This is a genomic window from Actinocorallia longicatena, assembly GCF_039534125.1.
Taxonomy (GTDB): domain Bacteria; phylum Actinomycetota; class Actinomycetes; order Streptosporangiales; family Streptosporangiaceae; genus Actinocorallia; species Actinocorallia longicatena.
The window spans coordinates 110,564-127,551 of sequence record NZ_BAAAUV010000015.1 but is presented as its reverse complement, the minus strand read 5'-3'; the positions used below and the strand labels follow the sequence as shown (position 1 = coordinate 127,551).

The window sequence follows — 16,988 nt, the reverse complement described above, 5'->3', positions numbered from 1 at the left end:
AGGACACAGTCGCGCGCGAATTGCAGCGCCTCGACGAACGCTTTCACACATTCGAGCGACTCAAGTGCGGCCCCGGTCGGACCGCCGGATACCGAATGGCGACAGAGCAGGAGATTGAGCAGCTCCGCGCGTCGGGCGGAATCGTCTGGGAGAATGGCCGATATGGCGCGGTCTACGTCGTCGATCGGCCCGCCCTGCGGGAGTCCCTCGACGACGGCTTCCCCGTCGTCCATCTCGGCCAGGTCGAGGCCGTCCGCGCGGTCGTCGAGGCCGTCCCCGGGGCCGCGTGGCTCGTCGTCTCGCTCTGGTGCCCGCGCGACGTCGCGGCGGCCCGCGTCGTCGGCCGTGGCTCGACGGACCTCGACGCGCGACTACGCGCCTGGGATGAGACTGAGCCCCTGCCGGACGCGGACCTGACGATCAACACGGCAGAAGTCGCCCCTGAGCAGGCGGCTAAGGCCATCTCGGGGGCGCTGGCATCCGTCGCCCGTGGGTGTCCAAGTGGGTGACAACCGCCAGAGACGCCCAGGGACACAGGGGGACGATCAGAGCCGTTCCCGCGCTGGTCAAACAGGGTGCGTCACAGGTCATGTGTGCTGTGTCATATGACTGAAAAGCGGTAGGTCGGCGGTTCGACCCCGCCCCTGGCCACCATCCTTCAGCAGCAAGAAGACCCCAGCCTGATCTTCAGGGCGAGGGGTCTTCTGCTTTCTGCCTGACGAACTGCCCGACCACGCGCCTCAGCGGCGCTTCGGGAATCCGGGGCTACTTGGTGTGGCGTTGGCGGCGGGCTCGTTCGAACTCGGTGTTGTCCGAGATCCAGGGGCCGTGGGGGTCGAGGGAGGCGCAGCCGCCGTGGACGAAGGCGCTCACGAGGTTCCGGTAGTCGCTGAGGCTGTCGACCAGGCAGTATTCGACTTGGTATTCGGTGTCCGGTCCGCCGGGCTCGCCCTTGTGCAGCGTGGTGATGCGGGCGGCGGAATCGGCGTAGAAGTGGAGCTGGATGCCCTCGCCCAGCTGCTCGTCCTCGATGGTGAAGACCTCGTTGCCGGAGGCGGAGCGGTCACTGACGAACTCCCAGAATTCCGCGGTGGCGGTGCGGGGGCCGCCGAGGTGCCACTTCTTCTCGACGTCCTTGTCGTCGGTGAAGGACAGCGTCGTCTTCGTCGCGCTGTCGCCGGAGGCGGCGGGGGGCCGCTCGTCGTCGAAGGGGGCGTTTCTGGAGCGGTCCGCGGCCTCCGAACAGATCAGGAAGCTCACGGTGCGGACCGCGTCGTCGGCGAGGTCGGGGTGTGCTCGGCGCACGGCCTTCTCGGCCGTCGTCGCCATCCGGTTCCAGTCGCGCTTGTCGGTGGCGCGCTTGCCCCGTCGTGGGTCGCGGGCGATCCGCATCCCGGCGCACGCCTGTTCGGCGGTGGAGATCACGCGGAGGACCTGCGGCAGGAGTGCGGGGTCGACGGCGTCGGTGATCCGCTTCGGAACCGTCGCGCCGTGCAGGTACTGGCCCGTGTATGTGAGGATCGCGGTGTCGAGGGGGGAGAGCACCGTTCCGCGCTCGGCGCGGGCGCGGTTCGCGCGGTACTCCTGGGCTCTCTTCGCATCGGACGTCTCCGTCGCCGTCCGCATCGCCGCGTGGAGACGGCCGCGTTCGAGCAGGCGGATGTCGGCGCCGTGGGCGATGAGCCGGGCCCCGTCCCACGGGATGTGCCGGAAGAGCGCGTCGACGTCCGCGGGCGGGGACAGGAGGATCGGATCCAGGAGTGCGACGGCGGCGGCCTCGTCGAGGCGGCCCCGGGTTCCGGCGGCGTCGCACAGCGGGAGGACCGCGCTCCACAGCAGCAGGTGCCTGGCGAGGTCCTCCCGGAGCACCGCGAGATGGGCCTCCCCGACCGGGAACGTGAAGGTGCGAGGCTCGTGGTTGGCGTCGGCCCCGGCGCCGAGCATCAGTTTCAGCTCGCCGTCCTCGCGGATCACGTTCGGGATCCAGCCGCTTCCGCGCGTGAAGACGATGTCTCTCATGACCACCGTTCGATCTCGGTCTCGAGGCGCCCGTCGGTGCGCACCCGGACCTCGCCGTCGGCCGCGCCGGCGGGAGCGTCGAGCCGTTCGAGGCCGAGGAACTCGACCAGTTTGAGCAGTTCGGCCCGTTCGGCCCGGTCGTCGTCGGCCCCGTGCGAGTCGAAGAAGACGTAGAACCGGTCGCTCGGGTCCACGGTGCCCGAAGCGCTCCAGATGCGGGCGACCTCCTCGATGGCCGCGGCTTCGGTCGTGATCGTCGCGGCGCGGAGGGCACCGCGGGCCTCCGGTGACGCGTCGAGGTCGGCGACGTCCGGGAACCACTGGCCGAAGTGGTCGAGGCCGGTGTATCCGTTCTCGAAGAACAGCATCGCGGCAGGCATGTAGCGGTTGGGCCGGTCGACCCTGAGGTATGCCGACCGGTGCCGGTCCGCCCCTTCGATCCGGGCGATCACCCCTTGACCGGGCATGAGCACCAGCCGCTGGTCCGCCGCTGTGTCTTCGATGGTGAAGGTGCCGGAGTCCCGCTCCCGGAAGAAGGCGGAGAACGCCACATATGCCTCCTGGGCGTCGCCCACGGAGATCTTCTGGTCGTCGCCGTCACCGGCGATGAAGACGAACCGTTTCGGTCCTGGGTCATAGGGGCGGGCCATATGCGTCCTTCGTTTCACCTGCGGTACCTCGACCAGCCTAAAGCCCGCCGAACCGACGCCTCGGGCGGGACATGTGTCCCGGGGCGGAGGGACCGCCGTCCCTTATTGGGGTGCCGATGCCGTGGCTAGCCTCCTGGTGTTCCCCGCCGAACGTGATCGGAAAGGAACGTGCGGATCGATGACCGAGAAGAGACGCGGGCGGCCGCAGCGCGGCCTGTGCACGATGCTGATGACGATCGTCCTCACCCTGTGCGGGCTGGCAGCGGCCTCCCCCGCCCGCGCCGCGGACGGATTGTTCATCTACAACCTCAGCAGCGGCTCCTGCATGGTCGACCCCTACGGAGGCCAGGGCAAATACGCTCAGCTCCAGCCCTGCCAGGACACGCCGTCCCATCTGTGGCAGCCGCAGTGCGACGCCGACCCCTGCAACGTCGTCAAACTCGCGAACCTGGCCAGCGGACGCTGTCTGCAGGACGTCTTCGAAGGCCTCCATCCCAGGTTCGCGACCTGTTCGGCCTCCGCACCCGAACAGAAGTGGTCCCTCTCCCTCACCACGGACGGCTGGTACATCTGGAGCACCTTCACCCGCCGCTGCCTGGGGCGCTACAGCGGCCCGCAAGGCCCCGAGGTGAGATTCACCGCCTGCGGCCCCGACCCCGAGAAGCGGTGGAACCTCCAGCGGGTGATCTAGCGCCGGGGCGGGTCAGCGGAAGTCGTTCTCCTTCAGTTCGATGACCCAGGCCCGGCGCTCGGCGATCTTGCCGTCGCGCATGAGGAAGAGCTCGGCCATGGAGAGGCGGAGGTGACCGCCCTCGGCCCGTTCGATGGTGGCGGTGAGCTCGGCCATGATCACGTCGTCCTGTTCGACCATGCGGACGACCTCCAGGTGGGGCGGGTCGAGGAGTTCGGGCGGGCCGTCGATGGCCTTGTCGTAGGCGTCCTTGCCGGCGAGGTGGAAGGCACCGTAGACGGTGAACTCGATGTCGTCGGTCAGGCAGGACAGGATCCGGCCGTGATCGTTCCTGCGGAATCCGTCCAGGTAGGCGGTGACGGTTTCGGTGTTCCGTGACATGAGGGCTCCCTGCGGGTGTCCGGGCTCGGCTGTTACGGGCGGAGGTCGGAGCGGGCGGAGCGATCTCTACATCGGGCGTCACGAGAATTCGGGAGAGACGCGGAAGACCCCGCATCCATGGGCGTGGATGCGGGGTCTTCCGGGTTCTGCGGCCGGGACGGGGCGTCAGGAAGGGGGGCGGAACGGGAGGAAGGTGTTGACGGGGCTGGTGCCCTTCTGGCGTTGGGGAAGGGTCTCGGGGGTGAGGGGGATCGGGGTGGGGGGCGGGGTCAGACGGGGGGAGTCGGAGGTGGTGATGTGGGTGGAGGCGAGGAGGTCGGCGAGGGTGTAGAGGGTGGCGTAGAGGCCCTGGCCCCAGAGGAAGGCCAGGTCCCGGGGGGTGCGACGGCCGTTGATCGTCGCGGGGGCCGGGGAGTCGGTGGTGCGGAAGAGGTAGGTGTCGACGGTCAGGCCCTTCGCCGCCCAGCGGGACGCGGACGCCAGGCGGCGGGTCGTCTCGTCGGCCAGGGCCCGGGTCGTCAGGCCCGGGGCCGCCGGGAGGAGGGGCGGGAGCTCGTCGGGGGACGGTGGGGTGGCCACGCAGGTCTGGACGCCGCAGATCGCCATCGCGAAGACGGCGTCCGTCAGGGCCTTCAGGGTCAGGACCTGGAGGGACACCTCGCCGAGGAGGCCCCTCTTGAGGAGCTCCTCGGCGAGGCGGCCCTCGGGAGCGGCGTCGGTGTAGGCGGCGGTCCAGTCGGCCTCTGCGAGACGGCCGGAGCGCAGAAGGAGGGATTCGGGGCCGGGGGCCACGGCCGTGGAGGCCGCGATGACGCGGCCCTCGGCGAGGGTGACGGTGCCGGAGACGGCGCCGTCGGCGCGCAGCGTGCCCGTGAAGCCGTCGCGTCCGCGACGCAGGAGGCTTCCCAGGAAGACGCCGTGCGGCTGGTCTTCAGTGGGTTCAGACATCGGTCACCGGTTCACAACCCGAGAATGTCGGCCAGACGCTGGACGGCCGGACGCGATCGGACATGGAGCCGGCCCACGTCGAGGCCCTCGTCCCCCAGCAGGACCAGCAGGGCCTTCCGCCCCACCGGATAGATGACGATGTGCCCGCTCTGACAGCGAGTGATCACTTCGCGGAGCTCCCCCATGCCGACCTCGTGGGCCGCGCTCTTCCCGAGCCCGAGCGCCGCGGACGCGAGCGCCGCCAGCACCTCGGGACGGACCTCGTCGGTGTCCGCCGCGATGAGCATGCCGTCGATCGACGCCGTGGCGGCCTCGGCGATGCCCGGGACCTCCTTGCGCAGAGCCGTCAGCTCGGCCAGTACTTCTTCCTTGTTCATGAACGCTCGCCCGGCCCGTTCCTCAGACGCTCAGCTCGCTCTCGATTCTGCGGAGCGTGTGGCGGGCGAGCGCCAGGTTCGAACGCTCCCGGTCCAGCGCGAGGTAGAGGAAGAGCCGGCTTCCGTCGGCCGCGTTGATCAGCCGGATGATGTGGTACTGCCTGCTCAGCGAGATGAGGATGTCTTCGATCTTGTCGTCGATCTTCAGGGCCTCCAGGGCCCGGACCTTGGCGCGCACGACCTCGGTGTTGGTCGCGGCGGCGACGTCCAGGTCCAGCTCGCGGCCTCCCCCGACGGTGCCCAGCGACATTCCGCTGTCGTAGTCGACGAGCGCCGCCCCCAGCGCGCCCTCGATCGTCATCGTCTCCTTGAGCGTGGTCTCGATGGTCATACGTGTCCCTCGGTTGTGATGAGCCGAGGCGAGAGCCGTCCACTGCCCCCACCCCAAGTCCGACCTTTCAGGCCAAACTCCCCCGAGCATGACATTCAAACAATTCCACAAAAACAACTTTGCACTGTTGTTATCTAGAGATTCTCAAAACGGATTCGAGCCCCAGACCAGGAGTGATGACATATAATTCCACAACGAATGAAATTCTGTTTATTTCTCCCGTCGGGTGCGCCTGGGCTATGACGCCTTGGTTCCACCGTTTTCGGAGGGGTAGACGACGCCCAGGGACGCTCTCGCGGCGTCCAGGAGTTCGAGGATTTCGAGGGTTTCGGCGTGGGGGACCAGGGGGCTTTCGAGGAGGCTCTCGGTGAGGCACCGTTCCACTTCGGCGATCTCGGGGCCGTAGCCGTGGCCCCGGCCGGCCAGGGGGTCGGGGAAGTCGGTGCGGGTTCCGTCGGTGGAGTGGAGGGTCATCGCGGACGGGCGGCAGACGTTCTCGAGGGTGATCGAGGCGGTCGTGCCGAGGATCGCCGCCTGGTTGGGGGCGGCGGTGGAGACCGAGGACCACAGGTGGGCGCGGGGGACGCCGTCGTAGATCCATTCCATGGCGGCGGTGTCGTCGGCGCCGGTCGGGGCGAGTTCGCCCGAGGTGTGCACGGAGTCGGGGCGGCCCAGGAGCAGGTAGGCGAGGGTCGCCGGGTAGATGCCCAGGTCGAGCAGGGCGCCGCCGCCGTTGCCGAGGTCGTAGAGGCGGTGCGACGGGTCGTAGGGCAGGCCGAGGCCGAACTCGGCGCGGACTCCGCGCAGCTCGCCGATCGCACCCTCCGCGACCAGCTCGGCGGCCTTGCGGACGAGCGGGTTCAGCCGCATCCACATGGCCTCCATCGCGAAGACGCCCGCCGCCCTGGCCGCGTCGAGGACCTCGCGGGCGTCGGCGGCGTTCAGGCAGACCGGCTTCTCGATCAGGACGGCCTTGCCCGCCTCGATCGCCAGGAGCGCGTGCTCGCGGTGGTGCGGATGGGTCGTGGCGACATAGACGACGTCCACCTCGTCGTCGGCCACCAGGTCGGCGTAGGCGCCGTAACCGCGGGCGGCGCCGTACCGCTCGGCGAACGCGGACGCCCGGCCGGCGTCGCGGGCGGCGACGGCCGTGACCGTGCTGCCCTCACTCAGCGCGATGTCGTCGCACACGGAACCGGCGATGCCGCCCGCTCCCAGAATCCCCCACCGGATCACGTGATTTCCCCCTGCTCAGTCGTTGATCACCCGAACCGTACCCGTTTTCGGCAATTGACGTAAACCAAGGGCTGTAAAGCGCCCGCCACTGACCGTTCCCGCCGTTTGTCACCACTGGCACAAGAAAGGATCCGGACGGTATCGGATGCTCTTTTTCCGAGAAGAGGAGCGAAAATGAGACGTCTCGCGGTGGCGGCGATCGTGATGGTGGCGGCGACGGGTGCCCCCGCGCACGCCGACGGGGTCTGGAAGATGGCGACTCCGGCCTGGTCCTGGCCGCGCGGTGGATTCCTCGACGTGGCCGCGACCGCGACGAACGATGTCTGGGCCGTGGGATTCCAGGGCGAGGTCTGCACCTGGACGATCTCCACGACCGGGGGCGTCCCCGTTCCGGTGAAGAACTGCCTCCTGGAGCGCAAGCCGGCGATCCAGCGCTGGAACGGCACCACCTGGACCAGGTACGGACCCGGCCCGTGGGCGAGCGGCACCGGCGAGGTCGGCAGGGTCTTCGCCTTCGGCCCCGGCGACGTCTACCTGGCCGGACGCTCCCAGAGCAGGGGGGCGACCGTCGTCCGGTGGGACGGCCGGGCCTTCCAGACCCTCCCCGACGTGCCGCCGGACTGCGCGTCCGGCACCTACGAGCGGGACGCCACCGCGGTCTGGGCGATCGGGACCGCGGCGCTCTGCCGGTTCGACGGCGCCGCCTGGAACAGGGTCTCTCCGCCCGATCCGGGCGGTTCCTTCACCTCCCGGTCCTTCGGGATCGGCCCTGGCGGCCTCTGGGCGGTCCGGACGGTCTCCGGCTCGGTCCAGGCCCTCACCCGCTGGACGGGCACCGTCTGGTCCGACGCGGCGACGATCGCGACCGAGCCCGGCCACGCCTTCGCCGGGATCTCCCCGCTCGGCGGGGACGACGTCTGGTTCGCCCATCTGAAGCCCGTCACGAGCACCGGCTGGGGCGGACTCGACTGGACGCACTGGGACGGCACCTCCGTGACGGCCACCCCGTCGCGCAGCCCGCAGGACGACATCCGCTTCACCACCGACGACACCGGCCGTCCCCTGGCCTACCGGGGCTGGGCCGAGCGATGGGCCTTCGACGGATCAGCCTGGACGCCCGTCCCCGCCGAGGTGCCGTCGAACTTCCCCGCCGGATACAAGCCGAACAAGGTCGCCCGGGTGCCGGGAACCCTGGTCAAGTGGGTCGTCGGAGAGGGCTATGAGTGGGTCGCGCTGCCCAAAACAGACCCGGTCGTGATGTCCAGCGAGTGATCGATCTCATGAATACAACCCGTATTTTCCCGGCGAAACCAGTGAAAATGCGGCGAAATCTGCCTAGTCGAGAGAACTTTACCCTTGGCCCGCGAGGAGCACGTGAGGACCGTGCTACAGTGGGTGGAGTTGCAGTTGTGGTTCCCAAAACTTTCTTGTGCGCCTGCTGATTTCTACAGGCGCTTTTCTGTTTTCAGGGCCCTCATTTCGCAGCGCGAAAGATCCGCAATTCTGCGGGTTTTCAGGTTTCGCCTCAGAGGGAGATTCTTATGGCTACCGGTACCGTGAAGTGGTTCAACGCGGAAAAGGGCTTCGGCTTCATCGAGCAGGACGGCGGCGGCGCCGACGTCTTCGCCCACTACTCGAACATCGCCGCCCAGGGCTTCCGCGAGCTCCAGGAGGGCCAGAAGGTGTCGTTCGACATCACCCAGGGCCAGAAGGGCCCGCAGGCCGCGAACATCGTTCCCGCCTAAGGAACTCCGCCGCTCACGCGGCTGAAGCCCCGGTCATCCTCGGATGGCCGGGGCTTTTCGCGTCCCCGCGATCCGGCCGTCCGCCGCGGGCGCGTCCCGCTGGTCCGGGCCCCGCCGGAGCGTCACCAGGACCAGCGCGTGCGAGACCGCGATCAGGGCGGCCGCCGCCAGGAGCGGGACCGCGGTCGCGGTGAGCGCGGCCAGCGGAGCCGCCGCGGCCAGCCCGACCGGCCGGGAGACGAAGGAGATCAGCGCGTCCAGCGAGGAGACCCGGCCGAGGGAGCGTTCGGGGATGCGACGCTGCATCTCGGTGTCCCAGAGCGGGAGCAGCAGGCCGAGACCCGTCATCGCCGTGCCGTAGGCCGCCGCGCAGACCCAGGTGGGCGCGGTCGCCGCGAACGCGATCAGCGGCAGCACGTAGGTCGCGCCCGCGAGCGTCACGACGGGCAGGGGCCGCCGGATCGTCAGCCGGGACGCGGCGAAGATCCCTGCGAGCATTCCGGCCGCCCCGACCTGCGCGACGAGCACCCACGCCCCCTCACCGCCCAGTTCCCGGAGAGCGATCAGCGGGCCCAGGGTCAGCAGGAAGCCCGCCGCGAGATGCCAGCAGGAATGGCTGAGCACGCTCGCCAGGAACCACGGGTGGCGGCGCGCCTCACGCCAGCCGTCCCCGATCTCGGCCGGGAACGAGGCCCGGACGCCCCCCGCGGTCCCCGGCGTCCGGACGCCTCCGAGGGTCAGCGCCGAGGCCAGGAACAGCACGGAGGTCAGCGCCGAGGACCAGCCGGGCCCCGCCGCCAGGATCAGCCCGCCCGCCAGCGCCGGGGCGGCCAGCTCGGCGAGGCTCCTGGCCCCGCTCAGCCGGGTGTTCACCCGCAGCCGGTCCTCGGCCGCGACCGCCGCCCGGACGAGCCGCGGCACCGCCGGCACCCCGAACGCCACCCCGACGCCCGTCACGAGGGCGCAGCCGGCGAGCGGCGGGATCCGCCCGTTCCCGGTGAGCAGCAGGACCGCGATGGCGGCCTGGGCCAGCGCCCTGACCAGGTCGGCGGCGCGGGCGACGCGCTCGGGCCTGAACCGGTCGGCGACCACCCCGCTGACGGGCAGCAGCAGCACCAGCGGGATCAGTTCACAGGCCAGCACGAGCCCCAGATCTCCGGCCGACCCGGTACCGCCGAGGATCGCCAGCGTGAGGGTCGTCGGAATCAGGGCCGTGGCCAGGGCCGCGAGGGAACGGCCCGCGATGAGACGGAGCATCCGCCGAAAGTACTTCGCTAGCGAATCATTCGTCAACAAATTATTCGCCGGCGGCATAATGACCCCATGGACGACTCCGTGGACCGGCACCTGGCCCGCTGGAAGGGCTACGCGCCCTTCGACGAGCGGACCGAGGGGATCGTCACCCGGATGCAGTTCCTGGTCAGGCAGCTTCACCAGGCCAAGGACCGGGCGCTCGTCGAGGTCGGGCTGCAGCAGTTCGAGTTCGAGACCCTGCACTGGCTGGTCGCCCACGGCGGCCGGGCGACACCGTCCCAGCTCGCCGGGGAGCTGAAGATCTCCCCCGCGGGGATCACCGGCAGGCTCGACACGCTCGAGAAGGCCGGGCTGCTCCGGCGGACCCGCGGCGAACGCGACCGGCGGCGGGTGGACGTCGAGATCAGCGATCTCGGCCGCGAGCTGTGGACCGGGGCGCAGCGCATCCGCGGCGAGGTCGAGGACGGGATGGTCGGCGCGCTCGGCGTCGAGGAGCGGGACGCGCTGAACGCCCTGCTGAAACGGATGTTGCTGGCCGTCGAGGAGTGACCGGCCGCCGGACGGGAAGACGGGCACCATGACCGATGCGTGGTGGCGTGACGCCGTGATCTATCAGGTGTACCTCCGTTCGTTCCTCGACTCCGACGGCGACGGCGTCGGCGACCTGGAGGGCCTGCGCGGCAGGCTCGACCATCTCCAGGACCTCGGCGTCGACGGGTTGTGGCTCAACCCCTGCTATCCGTCGCCCGGCGCCGACCACGGCTACGACGTGGCCGACTACACCGGCATCGACGCCGCCTACGGCGGGCTGCCCGCCTTCGACCGGCTGCTGGCGGACGTCGAGGGCCGGGGCATGAAGCTCCTGATGGACCTCGTCCCCAACCACTGCTCCGCCGAGCATCCGTGGTTCCAGGCGGCGCTGCGCGGTGAGCACCGGGAGCGCTTCATCTTCCGCGACGGCCGGATCGCGCCCGACGGCACCGAGGGCCCGCCGAACAACTGGCTTTCGGCCTTCGGCGGCCCCGCCTGGACCCGGGTCCCCGACGGCCAGTGGTACCTGCACTCCTTCGACCCGGCCCAGCCCGACTTCGACTGGCGGAACGAGGAGGTCGCCGCCTTCTTCGACGACGTCCTGCGGTTCTGGTTCGACCGCGGCGTCCACGGGATGCGGATCGACGTCGCCCACATGCTGTTCAAGAACGCCGATCTGCCCGACTGGGACCACTATCCCGACTACAACCCGCACGGCCAGAACCAGCCCGAGGTCCACGACGTGCTGCGCCGCTGGCGGAGCCTCGCCGACTCCTACGACCGCGATCTGACGCTCGTCGGCGAGATCTGGGTGCCGACCGTCGGGGACCTCGCCCTCTACCTGCGCGAGGACGAGCTCCCGCAGGCGTTCTACTTCGATCTCCTGCTCACCCCGTGGGACCCGGACCGGTTCAGGACGTCCATCGAGAGGGGTCTGGAGCAGATCGCCGCGACCGGAGCGACGATCACCTGGACGCTCGCCAACCACGACGTCCACCGGACCGTCAGCCGGTACGGGCTGCTGCGCCGGGACGGCGGCCCCGACTCCCGTCCGCGGGGTCCCGTCGATCTCGCTCTCGGCACGCGCCGCGCCCGCGCCGCCATGATGCTGCTGCTGGCCCTGCCCGGCTCGGTCTACCTCTACCAGGGCGAGGAGCTGGGCCTGCCCGAGGTCATCGAGCTGCCCGACGAGGTCCGCCAGGACCCGACCTTCCGGCGTTCCGGCCCCGCCGACTACGGCCGCGACGGTTGCCGCGTCCCCCTGCCCTGGACCCCGGACCCGGCGACGGCCTTCGGCTTCTCCCCCACGGGCCGCTCCTGGCTTCCGCAGCCGGCCGGTTTCGCCTCCTACACCGGCGACAATCCCACCCTGGAGCTGCACCGCAAGGCCCTCGCCCTGCGCCGCTCCATCGACGGCCCCCTCACCTGGCTGTCCGCGGGCCGCGACGACGTCCTCGTCTTCTCCCGCGGCGACCTGGTCAACGTGACGGTCTTCGGCGACGCCCCCTGCCCCGTCCCCTGGACCGACGTCCTCCTGACCTCGGCCGACCCGCTGCCCGGAGCGGTGGCGGGCGGCTCGACGACCTGGTTCCGCACCGGCGCCTAAACGGGCTGGGCGACGCTTCCGGGCAGCGGGACGGGTGCGGAGCGGCGCTCGAGGGCGGCCGAGAGCAGGGCCAGGGCCAGGGCGGCGGCGGCCATGACGGCGCCGACCCAGTTCGGGGCGGTGTAGGACAGGCCCGCGGTGAGGGTGAGACCGCCCAGCCAGGCCGCGAGGGCGTTGCCGAGGTTGAAGGCGCCGATGTTCATGGCCGAGGCGAGGGTCGGCGCCTCCTGCGCCTGGTCGAGGACCCGCTTCTGCAGCGAGGGGACGCCGGCGAAGCCGAGCGCGCCGATGAGGAACACGGTGACGACCGCGGCGGGCTTGCTGTGGGCGGTGGCCGTGAACAGGGCGAGCACGACCGCGAGCGAGCCGAGTGAGGAGAACAGCATGGGCATCAGCGCCCTGTCGGCGAAGCGGCCTCCGACCAGGTTCCCGGCGAACATGCCCAGCCCGAGCAGGACCAGCAGCCAGGGCACCGACGACGCCGCGAACCCCGTGACGTCCGTCATCATCGGCGCGATGTAGGTGATCGCGGCGAAGACCCCGCCGAACCCCAGGACGGTCATGCCCAGCGCCAGCAGCACCTGGACGTTCCGGAACGCCGCCAGCTCGTGCCGGACCCGCACCCCCTCCTGCCGGGGCTGCTCGGGCACCAGCCGGGCGATCCCGGCGACGGCCACGAGCCCGAGCGCGGCGACGATCCCGAAGGTCGCCCGCCAGCCGAGGTTCTGCCCGACGAGCGTCCCGAGCGGCACTCCCACGATGTTGGCGACGGTCAGCCCGGTGAACATCATCGCGATGGCCCCTGCCTTCTTGTGCGGGGCGACCAGCCCGGCCGCGACCACGGACCCGATCCCGAAGAAGGCGCCGTGCGCGAACGAGGCGATGATCCGTCCGGTGAGCATGACCCCGTAGGCGGGGGCGATCGCCGAGACGCCGTTGCCGATCACGAACAGGCCCATGAGCAGCATGAGCATCCGCTTGCGGGAGATCCTCGTGCCGAGCAGGGTCATGATCGGTGCGCCGATCACGACGCCCAGCGCGTATCCGGTGACGAGCAGGCCCGCCGTCGGGACGGAGACCCCGAAGGTCTCCCCGACGTCCGGGAGCAGTCCCATGATCACGAATTCCGTGGTCCCGATCCCGAAGGCCCCGATCGCCAGGGCCAGAAGCGCCAACGGCATGGCCGTTCCCCCATCACATTGCTACAGCCGATTACCTCCGGCGACAATACTTGCAATGGAGTTTAGTTGCAAACGCCTATTATTGGCTCACGCGACCGGCTAGTCGGGGAGATCGCGAAGACGCACGTAGGGCTCCTTGCCGGGCGGGTTGCCCGACTCGATGGCGCGGGCGCGCTCCAGCTCGGCGTTGAACTCCGCGCCCAGCAGGAGGGCGGCGTTCGCGATCCACAGCCAGACCAGGAAGATGATCAATGCGGCGAGGCTGCCGTAGGTCTTGTTGTAGGCGGCGAAGCCCGACACGTAGACGGCGAAACCGAGAGACGCCAGCAGCCACACCAGCAGGGCCAGCAGCCCGCCCGGCGTGATCCAGCGGATGCCCTGCCGGGCGTTCGGCGCCGCCCAGTAGAGCAGCGCGAACAGCACGTTGATCACGATCAGCAGGACCGGCCATTTCAGGACGTTCCACACCATCACCGAGAGGTCGCCGAGCCCCAGAAGATCGCCGATCCGGTGCGCGAGCGGCCCGGAGACCACCACGGCGACGGCGCTGACGGCCATCAGCACCAGCGTCGCCAGCGTGATCGCCACCCGGATCGGGAACGTCTTCCACAGCGGACGCCCCTCGTGGATGTCGTAGACGGCGTTGGAGGCCCGCATGAACGCGGCCACGTACTTCGACGCCGACCACAGCCCGCCCAGGATCGCGATCAGCGCGACCAGCCCGGCGCTCCGCTTGCTGTTCTCCAGCTCGAACAGGGCCTGGGTGAGGACCTCGCGCACCGCGCCGGGCGCCGGGGCGGCGAGATTGTCGATCAGCTTCTGCGAGACCTCGCCGCCGGCGAGCCCGACCATCGAGGTCACCACCAGCAGCGCAGGGAAGATCGACAGCACCGAGTAGTAGGTGAGGGCTGCCGCCCAGTCGCCCAGGCCGTCCTCCTGGAATTCGAGGACGGTCCGCTTGACCGCGCCCATCCAGGCGCGGAACGGCATCCGGAGGGGATGGTCGGGACCGTCGCTGCGCAGGCGGTGGGCCAGCCTGTCCTGGTCGCGCTCCAGTCTCTTGCGGCGCAGGCGCTTCGTCGCCTTGGGAGAGGGCTGCTCCGCCCGGTGGTCGCCGTCGGCCTTGGGCTCGGGGTCGGGGCGGGGTTCCACGGACATGAGCGGATCCTCAGGGGGTCGGGTCCTCGAACGACCTCCGAGTGCCCGGAAAAACGGCGCAATCACCTGCTGGGATGATGAGGCCATGAGACGGCTTCTGGTGCTTTGGGACATCGACCACACGCTGATCGACGGGGGGACCACGGCCAGGGCCGCCTACGACGCCGCGTTCCTGCGCGCCACGGGACGCCGCCTCGAGCACGACTGGCGCTTCGACGGACGCACCGAGCTCGCCGCCGCGTCCGAGGTCCTGGAGGTCCACGGCGTCTCCACCGGCGACGGGATGCTCGACCGCTTCCTCGAGCTGATCGTCGAGGAGCTGGAGGCGAGGGCGGACGAGCTGGCCGCCGGGGGCCGGGTCCTCCCCGGCGCGGCCGAGGCCCTGACGGCCGTCGGCGAGCTGCCCGGGGTCAGCCAGACCGTCCTGACCGGCAACCTGTATCCGCTGGCGGTCCTGAAGATGAACGCCTTCGGCCTGGCCGGGCATGTCGACTTCCGGATCGGCGCCTACGGCGGGGACGCCTTCGAGCGTCACGACCTGCCCCGGCACGCCTTCCTCCGCGCCGAGACCCATCTGGGCCACCCCTACGGCGGCCACGACACGGTGATCGTCGGCGACACCCTCCGCGACGTCACCACCGCGAAGGGCGCGGGCGCCTGGGCGGTGGCCGTCGCCACCGGCACCGACTCCCCCGCCGCCCTCCACGCGGCCGGGGCCGACGTCGTCCTCCCCGATCTCAGCGACACCCCCGCCGTCCTGGCCGCCCTGTCCCGAAACTGATCCGCCGCCCGGGAATGGATCCCGCCCCCCGCCCGTTACACCCACCGTAGGCCGGTGTGTCCGGTGTCCCCGGGCCTCACCTTCCGCCTTCGTGGAATACCGTCCGGCTGGAGCCACGTTGCGCATACCGCCGAGAGGCGACCCGCGCATCGGCCCTACGAACGAAAGCCCCCACCGGGGTCCACTCCGGTGGGGGTTTCGTTGTTCATGGGGGTTTTCCGCCGTTTGGCTATGCTTTGGGGCATGGGGAAGACTTATGAGCGTCTCGACGACGCCCTGCAGCGGTTCATCGGTCAGCAGCCGATGTACTTCGTGGCCACGGCGCCGGGCGAGGGCGGCCATGTCAACCTCTCGCCGAAGGGGTACGCCGAGACGTTCGCGATCATCGACGAGCACACGGTGGCCTACCTGGACATGAACGGGTCCGGCGCGGAGACGATCGCCCACCTCCAGGACAACGGGCGGATCACCTTCATGTTCTGCTCGTTCGAGCGGACCCCGAAGATCCTCCGCCTGTACGGGACCGGCCGCACCGTGCTGCCCGGAGACCCCGAGTGGGACGGCCTCGCGGGCCTGTTCCCCCCGGGCAATCCCAGCGTCCGCTCCATCATCGTCGCCTCGATCGAGCGGATCTCCGACTCGTGCGGCTACGCCGTCCCGTTCATGGAGGTCGTCGGCACCCGCGACCTGCTCAAGGACTGGGGCGCCCGCAAGAGTCCCGAGGAACTCGCGAAGTACCGCGCCCAGAAGAACCGCGTGAGCATCGACGGCCTCCCCGCCCTCGAACCCTGATCCCGCGGATCGGCCTGAAAGCCCCTCCGGGATGCGTCCCGGCGGGGGTTTCGTCATGATGGGGGGCCTTGGACGCGGGTGGGAGGTGGGGATGGCCACGGAGACTCCGGGAGCGGGCGCGCTGCTGGCGCTGCTGCGCGAGGAGGGGGCGCTGACACGGGCCGAGCTGGCCACCGTCACGGGCCTGGCCCGGTCGACGATCTCGCTTCGGCTGGACGCGCTGGCCGGGGCCGGCTGGATCATGCCCGCGGACGGCGCCGTCTCGTCCGGGGGGCGTCCGGCCACGGCGTTCGTGTTCAACCCGGCGGCGCGGGTGGTGCTGGCGGCCGACCTGGGGGCCACCCACGCGCGGCTGGCCGTCACCGACCTGGACGGCCGGATCCTCGCCGAGCGCACCGACGACCTGCGGATCGGGGACGGCCCGGAGAAGGTGCTGGGCTGGCTGTCGGGCGAGTTCCCGAACCTGCTCGGACCGGCCGGACGCCGCCTGGACGAGGTGTGCGGTCTCGGCCTCGGGCTGCCCGGCCAGGTCGACCACGGATCCGGACGGCCGGGACCCGAGGCCAAGATGCCCGGCTGGGAGGGGTTCGACGTGCCCGGCCTGCTCGGTGAGCGGCTGAACGTGCCCGTCCTGGTCGACAACGACGTCAACATCATGGCCGTCGGGGAGCACTCGACGGATCCGCAGGTCGAGCATCTGATCCTGGTGAAGCTCGGCACGGGCATCGGCAGCGGGATCATCACCGGCCGCCGGCTGCACCGGGGGGCGCGGGCCGCCGCGGGAGACGTCGGCCACATTCCGGTGGCCGCGGCGCAAGGGCTCCCCTGCGCCTGCGGAAAGATCGGCTGCCTGGAGTCCGTCGCGGGCGGGGCGGCCCTCGCCGCGCGGCTGGGCGTCGCCGACACCCGCGAGGTCGTCGGGCTCGTCCTGGACGGCCGCCCGGACGCGCTCCGCCTGGTCGGCGCCGCGGGCCGCGCCATCGGCGAGGTGCTCGGCACCCTCGTCACCTTCGTCAACCCGTCCGAGGTGGTCATCGCGGGCGACCTCGCCGAGGCGGGCGAACCCCTGCTGTCGGGCATCCGCGAGCGGATCGGCGCCGTCGCCGTCCCCCGCACCACCGAGCATCTCGCGGTCCGCGCCAGCCATCTGGGCGACCGCGCGGGCGTCACCGGCGCGGCCCGCCTGGTCATCGAGCACGCCCTCGCCTTCTGAGGCTGGTCGTTCGCCCAACCCCTCTGGACGACGC

The 16,988-nt window shown here is 70.5% G+C and carries 19 protein-coding genes; 9 read left to right on the top strand and 10 right to left on the bottom strand.

From position 1 onward, the window contains the following. The first annotated feature begins 95 nt into the window (after positions 1-95). A complete protein-coding gene (locus ABD785_RS26925; protein ID WP_344833570.1) occupies positions 96-509 on the top strand; it encodes a P-loop nucleotide/nucleoside kinase family protein in 414 nt (137 codons plus the stop codon). Positions 510-765: 256 nt separating this feature from the next. Here ABD785_RS26925 and ABD785_RS26920 read toward each other — a convergent pair whose 3' ends face one another. After that, on the bottom strand, positions 766-2,019 hold the full coding sequence (locus ABD785_RS26920; RefSeq protein ID WP_344833568.1) for a DUF6357 family protein: 1,254 nt from the start codon (positions 2,017-2,019) through the stop codon (positions 766-768). Then, on the bottom strand, positions 2,016-2,669 hold the full coding sequence (locus tag ABD785_RS26915) for a hypothetical protein (RefSeq protein ID WP_344833566.1): 654 nt from the start codon (positions 2,667-2,669) through the stop codon (positions 2,016-2,018). The genes ABD785_RS26920 and ABD785_RS26915 overlap by 4 nt, the downstream gene beginning before the upstream one ends. 178 nt (positions 2,670-2,847) lie before the next feature. Here ABD785_RS26915 and ABD785_RS26910 point away from each other — a divergent pair, with 178 nt between their 5' ends. After that, positions 2,848-3,360, top strand: a complete 513-nt coding sequence (locus tag ABD785_RS26910; RefSeq protein ID WP_344833563.1) for a hypothetical protein — start codon at positions 2,848-2,850, stop codon at positions 3,358-3,360. 12 nt (positions 3,361-3,372) lie between these two features. Here ABD785_RS26910 and ABD785_RS26905 read toward each other — a convergent pair whose 3' ends face one another. The 5 genes from ABD785_RS26905 to ABD785_RS26885 all read right to left on the bottom strand — a co-directional run bounded on the left by ABD785_RS26905 (position 3,373) and on the right by ABD785_RS26885 (position 6,693). Further along, positions 3,373-3,741: a nuclear transport factor 2 family protein gene (locus tag ABD785_RS26905; RefSeq protein WP_344833560.1), complete on the bottom strand. Its 369-nt coding sequence runs from the start codon at positions 3,739-3,741 to the stop codon at positions 3,373-3,375. Positions 3,742-3,906: 165 nt separating this feature from the next. Further along, positions 3,907-4,689: a hypothetical protein gene (locus ABD785_RS26900; protein WP_344833558.1), complete on the bottom strand. Its 783-nt coding sequence runs from the start codon at positions 4,687-4,689 to the stop codon at positions 3,907-3,909. Positions 4,690-4,700: 11 nt separating this feature from the next. Beyond that, complete coding sequence (locus tag ABD785_RS26895; protein ID WP_344833556.1) at positions 4,701-5,066, bottom strand: roadblock/LC7 domain-containing protein; 366 nt, start codon at positions 5,064-5,066, stop codon at positions 4,701-4,703. Positions 5,067-5,088: 22 nt separating this feature from the next. Beyond that, positions 5,089-5,457 (bottom strand): hypothetical protein, encoded by a 369-nt coding sequence (locus tag ABD785_RS26890; protein WP_344833553.1) that lies wholly within the window; start codon positions 5,455-5,457, stop codon positions 5,089-5,091. 237 nt (positions 5,458-5,694) lie between these two features. Next, positions 5,695-6,693 (bottom strand): Gfo/Idh/MocA family protein, encoded by a 999-nt coding sequence (locus ABD785_RS26885; RefSeq protein ID WP_344833551.1) that lies wholly within the window; start codon positions 6,691-6,693, stop codon positions 5,695-5,697. Between the two features lie 174 nt (positions 6,694-6,867). Here ABD785_RS26885 and ABD785_RS26880 point away from each other — a divergent pair, with 174 nt between their 5' ends. Both ABD785_RS26880 and ABD785_RS26875 read left to right on the top strand, forming a co-directional pair. After that, entirely contained in the window at positions 6,868-7,965 is a 1,098-nt protein-coding gene (locus tag ABD785_RS26880; RefSeq protein ID WP_344833550.1) for a hypothetical protein, read from the top strand. Positions 7,966-8,234: 269 nt separating this feature from the next. Next, positions 8,235-8,438 (top strand): cold-shock protein, encoded by a 204-nt coding sequence (locus tag ABD785_RS26875; protein ID WP_344833548.1) that lies wholly within the window; start codon positions 8,235-8,237, stop codon positions 8,436-8,438. Positions 8,439-8,471: 33 nt separating this feature from the next. Here ABD785_RS26875 and ABD785_RS26870 read toward each other — a convergent pair whose 3' ends face one another. Continuing rightward, complete coding sequence (locus tag ABD785_RS26870) at positions 8,472-9,695, bottom strand: MFS transporter (protein ID WP_344833546.1); 1,224 nt, start codon at positions 9,693-9,695, stop codon at positions 8,472-8,474. 66 nt (positions 9,696-9,761) lie between these two features. Between ABD785_RS26870 and ABD785_RS26865 the strand changes: the two genes are divergently transcribed. After that, positions 9,762-10,241 carry a MarR family winged helix-turn-helix transcriptional regulator gene (locus ABD785_RS26865; RefSeq protein WP_344833544.1) on the top strand — a complete coding sequence of 160 codons (480 nt, stop codon included), beginning with the start codon at positions 9,762-9,764 and terminating at the stop codon, positions 10,239-10,241. Between the two features lie 28 nt (positions 10,242-10,269). Beyond that, on the top strand, positions 10,270-11,829 hold the full coding sequence (locus ABD785_RS26860) for a glycoside hydrolase family 13 protein (protein ID WP_344833542.1): 1,560 nt from the start codon (positions 10,270-10,272) through the stop codon (positions 11,827-11,829). Here ABD785_RS26860 and ABD785_RS26855 read toward each other — a convergent pair. Both ABD785_RS26855 and ABD785_RS26850 read right to left on the bottom strand, forming a co-directional pair. After that, positions 11,826-13,010 (bottom strand): MFS transporter, encoded by a 1,185-nt coding sequence (locus tag ABD785_RS26855; RefSeq protein ID WP_344833539.1) that lies wholly within the window; start codon positions 13,008-13,010, stop codon positions 11,826-11,828. The two genes, ABD785_RS26860 and ABD785_RS26855, sit on opposite strands and share 4 nt — an antisense overlap. Positions 13,011-13,109: 99 nt before the next feature. After that, a complete protein-coding gene (locus ABD785_RS26850) occupies positions 13,110-14,168 on the bottom strand; it encodes a YihY/virulence factor BrkB family protein (protein WP_344833537.1) in 1,059 nt (352 codons plus the stop codon). Between the two features lie 85 nt (positions 14,169-14,253). On the opposite strand from ABD785_RS26850, the gene ABD785_RS26845 reads away from it, so the two are divergent. The 3 genes from ABD785_RS26845 (at position 14,254) to ABD785_RS26835 (ending at position 16,954) form a co-directional block, all read left to right on the top strand. After that, the gene (locus ABD785_RS26845; protein WP_344833535.1) at positions 14,254-14,949 is read left to right on the top strand and encodes an HAD family hydrolase; all 696 of its coding nucleotides are present in this window, start codon (positions 14,254-14,256) and stop codon (positions 14,947-14,949) included. Positions 14,950-15,192: 243 nt separating this feature from the next. Beyond that, positions 15,193-15,741, top strand: a complete 549-nt coding sequence (locus tag ABD785_RS26840) for a pyridoxamine 5'-phosphate oxidase family protein (RefSeq protein ID WP_344833532.1) — start codon at positions 15,193-15,195, stop codon at positions 15,739-15,741. A gap of 91 nt (positions 15,742-15,832) precedes the next feature. Beyond that, positions 15,833-16,954 (top strand): ROK family transcriptional regulator, encoded by a 1,122-nt coding sequence (locus ABD785_RS26835; RefSeq protein ID WP_344833530.1) that lies wholly within the window; start codon positions 15,833-15,835, stop codon positions 16,952-16,954. Positions 16,955-16,988 lie beyond the last annotated feature (34 nt).

Coding starts and splice junctions, on each gene's coding strand:
- ABD785_RS26925 (WP_344833570.1), top strand. CDS start 96: ATGGCGACAGAGCAGGAGATTGAGCAGCTCCGCGCGTCGGGCGGAATC.
- ABD785_RS26920 (WP_344833568.1), bottom strand. CDS start 2,019: ATGAGAGACATCGTCTTCACGCGCGGAAGCGGCTGGATCCCGAACGTG.
- ABD785_RS26915 (WP_344833566.1), bottom strand. CDS start 2,669: ATGGCCCGCCCCTATGACCCAGGACCGAAACGGTTCGTCTTCATCGCC.
- ABD785_RS26910 (WP_344833563.1), top strand. CDS start 2,848: ATGACCGAGAAGAGACGCGGGCGGCCGCAGCGCGGCCTGTGCACGATG.
- ABD785_RS26905 (WP_344833560.1), bottom strand. CDS start 3,741: ATGTCACGGAACACCGAAACCGTCACCGCCTACCTGGACGGATTCCGC.
- ABD785_RS26900 (WP_344833558.1), bottom strand. CDS start 4,689: ATGTCTGAACCCACTGAAGACCAGCCGCACGGCGTCTTCCTGGGAAGC.
- ABD785_RS26895 (WP_344833556.1), bottom strand. CDS start 5,066: ATGAACAAGGAAGAAGTACTGGCCGAGCTGACGGCTCTGCGCAAGGAG.
- ABD785_RS26890 (WP_344833553.1), bottom strand. CDS start 5,457: ATGACCATCGAGACCACGCTCAAGGAGACGATGACGATCGAGGGCGCG.
- ABD785_RS26880 (WP_344833550.1), top strand. CDS start 6,868: ATGAGACGTCTCGCGGTGGCGGCGATCGTGATGGTGGCGGCGACGGGT.
- ABD785_RS26875 (WP_344833548.1), top strand. CDS start 8,235: ATGGCTACCGGTACCGTGAAGTGGTTCAACGCGGAAAAGGGCTTCGGC.
- ABD785_RS26870 (WP_344833546.1), bottom strand. CDS start 9,695: ATGCTCCGTCTCATCGCGGGCCGTTCCCTCGCGGCCCTGGCCACGGCC.
- ABD785_RS26865 (WP_344833544.1), top strand. CDS start 9,762: ATGGACGACTCCGTGGACCGGCACCTGGCCCGCTGGAAGGGCTACGCG.
- ABD785_RS26860 (WP_344833542.1), top strand. CDS start 10,270: ATGACCGATGCGTGGTGGCGTGACGCCGTGATCTATCAGGTGTACCTC.
- ABD785_RS26855 (WP_344833539.1), bottom strand. CDS start 13,010: ATGCCGTTGGCGCTTCTGGCCCTGGCGATCGGGGCCTTCGGGATCGGG.
- ABD785_RS26850 (WP_344833537.1), bottom strand. CDS start 14,168: ATGTCCGTGGAACCCCGCCCCGACCCCGAGCCCAAGGCCGACGGCGAC.
- ABD785_RS26845 (WP_344833535.1), top strand. CDS start 14,254: ATGAGACGGCTTCTGGTGCTTTGGGACATCGACCACACGCTGATCGAC.
- ABD785_RS26840 (WP_344833532.1), top strand. CDS start 15,193: ATGGGGAAGACTTATGAGCGTCTCGACGACGCCCTGCAGCGGTTCATC.
- ABD785_RS26835 (WP_344833530.1), top strand. CDS start 15,833: ATGGCCACGGAGACTCCGGGAGCGGGCGCGCTGCTGGCGCTGCTGCGC.